Genomic DNA, 5,377 nt, shown 5'->3' with positions numbered 1-5,377 from the left:
AGCCGAGAGAAAATCACGACCCCGCCCTTCCTTGGACACCCGGGGTACCTAACAAAGCCCTACTAGGATCGGCCCCATGCGTGGCGACGATGTCCAAACAGCAGCCGGGACAGCGCTGTCCTTCCTCCAGCCGCATGCCGTTCGTGACTGGTCGGTTTCGGTACCGGGCTTGGACTTCACCGTGGCCTCGGTGGTGGCACACGTCGGCCAGGGGCCGTTGTGGTACGCGCTGGACCTCACCGGCGGCCCGGCGGACGACGCCGCGTTCGAGATCAAAATTCGGCCTGATGCCTGGCCGGGGGCGTTGCTCAGGAGCCTGCGCAACGCGGCTCACCTGTGTGCGACGACCGTGGACAGCCATCCGGTGACGACACGTGGTTTCCATCCGTTCGGGGCCGCCGACCCGTCCGGATTCGCGGCGATGGCCTGCGGTGAGATCCTGGTCCACACCTACGACGCGGCCACCGGTCTCGGCGAAGACTTCCGGCCCGACCAACGCCTCGCGCGACGGGTGCTGACGTGGCTGTTCCCCCGGCATGCACCGGGCACCGACGCTTGGACGACCCTTCTGTGGGCCCACGGCCGCCTGGACCTGCCGAACGCGCCGCGCCAGTGCGACTGACGCTGGCACAGCGCACCGATTGCCGAATGGGACGGGACGATGCCCCGCAAGGTGTGCCCGAGCGCTCACCCGTTACCAGTCCTCGGCTTCGGTCAGCCCGGCCAGGTCCTCCCGGTGCTCACGCAGTCAACCGTCGCGAGCTCTCCGCGGAGTCCAGCCCGCTGGTGACCGTGCGTGATCCTCTGGGGCGTATCGGCTCCATGTCCCGCCGGTCTCGTCGCGGAGCCGGCTGGTGGTTTTGTCGTGGTGGCCGAGGGCGTCCGCGACGACGGGGGCGGACAGTTCGAGGAGCTGCCGGCGGAGGGCGGCGCCGCGGGCGGCGGCCGGGACCCGACCTCGTTCAGCAGTGCGGACAGGTGGTCGGGGCGGGACGGCTGGCCCGCCCGGCGGCCGGGGAAGAGCCAGCGGGATGCCGGGTTGGTGGCGGTGTTCATGTTGTCCCGGTTCGCGATGTGCTCCAGCAGCAGGGCAGCGACCGGTGCGGGAACGGGAGAGGCCGGTTCCCCGAGCCGGAGCAGCACGGTGTCGCCATCGTGGATCACGTCGTCGACGGTGAGCCGGGCGATGCGGCTCACGGGCCGCGCGTAGAGGAGCACGATGACTCCGGCGACACGCAGACGCATCGGTATCTCCGTGCCCATCAGCAGTCGGCCGAGGGCGTCGAGGCACTCGTCTTCGCTCAGTGCGGCCCGCCGGAAGACGTTCATCGCGGGGAGGGAGAGGGAGCGTCGGCAGTGGGGGTCCCCGTAGTAATCGCCGCAAAAACAACGGATATGGCTGCAACGGTTTCCGAGCTGCCGTGGTATATCCGGTGACCTCGCCCCGGCCTCGACGGAACGAGGACGGAACGAGCCGTGCGCCCGTCCACTTCAGCCGCGCAGGGCGAACGGCGTGACCGCCGCCGTTCGCCGTGGGCGGCCAGGGAGGCCGGGGCACCGGCGGACCAACTGCGTCTCGGCGGCGTCCAGGTCCACGGCCGGGTGGGCATGGGGCGGCGGGCGGTGTCGCTGACCTTGAGCAGGAGGGCGATGAGCAGCCAGTTGGCGACCGAGGCAGGCCTGACGTCCGTGGGCAGGCGAAGGGGTGTCGGCTCGTCAGGTCCGGGCGGACGCGGTCACGGCCTGCCGGGCCGCCTGCTCCACCAGTGAGATGCCGTCGCTCATCGACGCGCTGCCGTCCGACAGCACGGCGACGAGGTAGCGGTGTCCGTCCACCGTGACCCGGCCGACGCTGTTGACGTCCCAGAGCCCGGAGGTGGTGCGCTGCAGCCAGCCGTTCTTCAACGCGTACTCGGTGCCGGAGGCCGCCGAGACACCCCATGCCTGGTCGCTCGCGATACGGCTCATCAGGGTTTGGATGTACGCCCGGGATTCCTTGTTCAGCGGGGAGCCGGTCTTCGACGTCGCAGCGCTGTCGAACACGGAGAGCAGGAGCCTGATCTGGTCACTCGCGGTCGTCCGCGTCAGCCCCCACTTCGTGTCGGGACCACCCTTGGTCGAGGTCAGTCCCAGGCGCTTGTTGGCCGCCTCCAGGCCCGGTGCCTGGCCGATCTCACGCCACAGGGTGCTCGTCGCCGCGTTGTCGCTGTTCCGGATCATCGGTTCGGCCAGCGCGCGTTCATGGGCGGTGAGATGCCGGCCCGTGTCCTGAGCCTGCAGCAGCAGCGCCGCGAGAATGTCGACCTTGATGATGCTGGCGGTGTCGTACAGGGCGTCCTCGCCGTACAGCAACGGCTTCCGGCTCCCGCCGTCGAGGCTGAGCACCGCCGCTGTCACGCGCGCCTTGCTCTGGGGCTGCACCGCGGCGTAGACGCCGGCCGTGGCATGGGTCTGCTCCGACGGCGCGGGCTCGGCGACCGTGGGTGCCGCGTGCAGCGCACCGAGGGAGAAGAGGGTCGTCACCGAGGCCAGGACCACACCGGCGCAGCGGCCACGGCGCCTGGCTGAGGTCTTCGAATGCGGCATAGAACATGGGTAGGACATGGTCGGGCAGGCCTCGGCAATGGGTGAATAAAGGGGAACTACATAGCAAAGATAGACAAATTGCGCGCCAGGCGAAGTGGCCCCCGTCACTGCGAACCCGTTTCGACTCGAATTGTGAGAAGGCTCACAGGCCTGGTGGCCGGCGAAAGTGCGGACCTGGTCAGGAGCCGCGCGACAGCCAGCGTGCCCGGCTGCCCTTTGATCAAGTGGCGCACCAGGCACCCTCGATGACGCCGGTGACGATCGGCCGGCCGCGTTCCAGGGCGGTGTCGCAGCGCAGGTGTTCGGCCTTGCTGATCAGGTAGTTCACGGCCTCGTCAATGCCCTCGCGCTTGGCGCCGCGCAGGCTGGCGGAGCGGGCGGCCGCCTCGAGCGCGGCGACGGTCTGGTGCACGCCGCCGCACGGCAGGACGCGGGCGTGGCAGGCGACCCATGCCTCGGCGGAGGCATCGCCGGTGTCGTGCAGGCACCAGGTCGCTCGCCATAGATATGTGCAACATCCCTTGAGTTGCCCTGAGCTCTGCTGAGTCCTTTCCCCCGTGGCCAGGGGGTTCTCCTCCTTTGAGTGCTCTGTGGCCCGGTGACGTAACTTCGGGATTCTTGAAGCGTTCTCACCGTGTCCGACCGATCCACGGCCGGGCCGAAGGCGAGGGGGCTCGGGTTGGTGGCACTGGCAGTCGTACGGGATCTGCGCGAGCACTGGGCGCCCGCGTCGGCGGAGGAACTGGAGCAGTTCGAGACCGACGCGCTGTCCGGGTTCGTTCTCGCTCGGGCCTCGGCAGGGCTGGCGGACGGCACCATTCGCGGGGACGTCGGACACCTGGACCAGATCAGGACCTGGTTCGGTCGACCGCTGTGGGACATGGAGCCGGCCGATGCTGACGCGTACTTCGGGAAGGTGCTGCGGGGTTCGCCGAGTGGCACCCGACTGGGCCGGTCACAGGCACTGACCACGTACTTCATGTTCCTGGAGCTGCGGCACAAGGTCGAGCTCCGTCGGATGACGGGCCGGGTCGTCGAGTGCCCGATCGACGAGATGAACAAGCCGCGTGGGGCCAAGGACGCGCAGCTGCGGATCCCGCCGAGCGAGCCGGAGGTCGGGACGCTGTTCACCGGCTGGGGCGGCGAACTGGCGACCTGTCGCAAGTTCGCCCCTACCGCCAGGAACTACACCGCCTCGAAGCTGCTGTCCCAGGTCGGCCTGCGGGTGAGCGAGGCATGCGGGCTCGACCTGGACGACATCAAGTGGGATCTGGGCCGATTCGGCAAACTCCACGTCCGCCACGGCAAGGGCGCCCGCGGCTCGGGCCCCCGCGAGCGGATGGTGCCGCTGATCAACGGCGCCGACCGGACGCTTCGGCGGTTCATCGAGGACGTCTGGGGTCAGTTCGACGATGACCACAGCCGCCCTGGCGCCCCGCTGTTTCCCTCCGAGCGCAAGAACACCGACGGCTCCTCGCGCCGGGTCGGCGACGACGCACTGCGCGACGGCCTGAAGAAGGCGGCCAAGGCTCATCTGCCGGGGTGGGGCGAGAAGCTGACGCCGCATGTCCTGCGGCATTTCTGCGCGTCTCAACTCTATGGAAATGGGCTGGACTTGCTCGCGATTCAGGAGGTCTTGGGGCACTCCTGGATCGCGACGACGATGCGTTATATCAACCCTCGGGAATTGCATCAGACGGGCGAGAAACCGCAGGTCGCGTGGTCACGGCGGGAAACGGAAGGGCTCCGCAGTCTGTACGAACTGGCAGCCTGAGTAGGGGTGTTGCCGAGATGATCCCTTCTGATGCATGATCTGCTCTCCAGAAGGGATGGTCTGGAGTGGCGCATCAGCGCAAGGTGGCCCTGGCCGGGTCGGCCCATGTGGAGCTCGTCTCCGGCGTGGTCCAGTTGCGTCCGGAGGACGCGATGTTCGACGCGATGCTGAGGGGCTGGCGGGCTCAGCAGAAGTCGCGAGGACTGAAGGACGACACGATCGACCCGAGGGAACGGCTGATCCGCCGGTTCCTTGACTTCGCGAACGACTACCCGTGGCAGTGGACGCCGGCCCACCTGGACGAATGGTCGGCATCTCTGACGAGCGAGAGGCACCTGGCGCCGTCCACGGTCCGTAGCTACCAGGGCACTGTTCGGCTGTTCACCGAGCTCCTCATCGACGCCCGATACGGCTGGGGCCCGGCATGCGAGGAAGCGTTCGGCACTTATCCGGTGGCGATCTGCCATGAGTGGAATACCCTTCCTCACCTGCAGGATTACGAAGGTGACCCGGAGGCGCGGCCGTTCACAAGGGAAGAGCTGCAGCGCTTCTTCGACTACGCGGACGATCAGGTCGTCCGCGCGGTGAAGTCCAAGCGCAAGGGGGCCCTTGCCGCCTACCGGGACGCCACGCTGTTCAAGGTCATCTATGGGTGGGGGCTTCGCCGGACCGAGACGTCCAAGCTCGATGTGGTCGACTTCGGACGCAACCCGCAGGCCCGCCAGTTCGGCCGGTACGGCACGCTCAACGTCCGCTACGGCAAGGCGAAGAAGGGGCAGCCACCGCGGCGGCGGAACGTGCTGTCGGTGATGGACTGGGCCGTTGAGGCAGTCGCCGACTATGTCGAGAACGTCCGGCCGCGCTTCGGATTCCCGGATCACCCGGCTCTGTGGATTACCGAGCGTGGGGGCCGCCTCCAGCCCGGCTCCATCAACGACCGGTTCGAGGCATACCGCGACAGGGCTTGATCAAGTTCCGTAGCTGTCCGGATCGTTGGTGATGCCCAGGATGGGGAGT

The 5,377-nt window shown here is 68.1% G+C and carries 6 protein-coding genes; 3 read left to right on the top strand and 3 right to left on the bottom strand.

Annotated elements, in window-relative coordinates; genetic code table 11:
• The first annotated feature begins 76 nt into the window (after positions 1-76).
• Positions 77-622, top strand: a complete 546-nt coding sequence (locus ACFP2V_RS21275) for a maleylpyruvate isomerase N-terminal domain-containing protein (protein WP_381214697.1) — start codon at positions 77-79, stop codon at positions 620-622.
• A 92-nt stretch (positions 623-714) separates the two neighbouring features.
• Here the strand turns inward: ACFP2V_RS21275 and ACFP2V_RS21270 are convergent, their stop codons facing one another.
• From ACFP2V_RS21270 to ACFP2V_RS21260, 3 genes are all read right to left on the bottom strand, one after another.
• Entirely contained in the window at positions 715-1,329 is a 615-nt protein-coding gene (locus ACFP2V_RS21270) for a hypothetical protein (RefSeq protein ID WP_381214694.1), read from the bottom strand.
• Positions 1,330-1,716: 387 nt separating this feature from the next.
• Positions 1,717-2,586, bottom strand: coding sequence for a serine hydrolase (locus tag ACFP2V_RS21265; protein WP_381214691.1), 870 nt, complete (start codon positions 2,584-2,586; stop codon positions 1,717-1,719).
• Between the two features lie 220 nt (positions 2,587-2,806).
• Complete coding sequence (locus ACFP2V_RS21260) at positions 2,807-2,998, bottom strand: hypothetical protein (RefSeq protein ID WP_381214688.1); 192 nt, start codon at positions 2,996-2,998, stop codon at positions 2,807-2,809.
• Between the two features lie 222 nt (positions 2,999-3,220).
• On the opposite strand from ACFP2V_RS21260, the gene ACFP2V_RS21255 reads away from it, so the two are divergent.
• Together ACFP2V_RS21255 and ACFP2V_RS21250 are read left to right on the top strand one after the other, a co-directional pair.
• Complete coding sequence (locus ACFP2V_RS21255) at positions 3,221-4,360, top strand: tyrosine-type recombinase/integrase (protein ID WP_381214684.1); 1,140 nt, start codon at positions 3,221-3,223, stop codon at positions 4,358-4,360.
• Positions 4,361-4,425: 65 nt separating this feature from the next.
• Positions 4,426-5,328, top strand: coding sequence for a tyrosine-type recombinase/integrase (locus ACFP2V_RS21250; RefSeq protein WP_381214681.1), 903 nt, complete (start codon positions 4,426-4,428; stop codon positions 5,326-5,328).
• The last annotated feature ends 49 nt before the right edge of the window (positions 5,329-5,377 follow it).

This window comes from Streptomyces incanus (assembly GCF_042656345.1).
Lineage (GTDB): Bacteria > Actinomycetota > Actinomycetes > Streptomycetales > Streptomycetaceae > Streptomyces > Streptomyces incanus.
Note: the sequence above shows the minus strand (reverse complement) of the source record. Positions and strands in the feature narration are given on the sequence as shown.

Bases quoted from the DNA above. Each gene is read 5' to 3' on its own strand.
- ACFP2V_RS21275 (WP_381214697.1), top strand. From the start codon at position 77: ATGCGTGGCGACGATGTCCAAACAGCAGCCGGGACAGCGCTGTCCTTC.
- ACFP2V_RS21270 (WP_381214694.1), bottom strand. From the start codon at position 1,329: ATGAACGTCTTCCGGCGGGCCGCACTGAGCGAAGACGAGTGCCTCGAC.
- ACFP2V_RS21265 (WP_381214691.1), bottom strand. From the start codon at position 2,586: ATGCCGCATTCGAAGACCTCAGCCAGGCGCCGTGGCCGCTGCGCCGGT.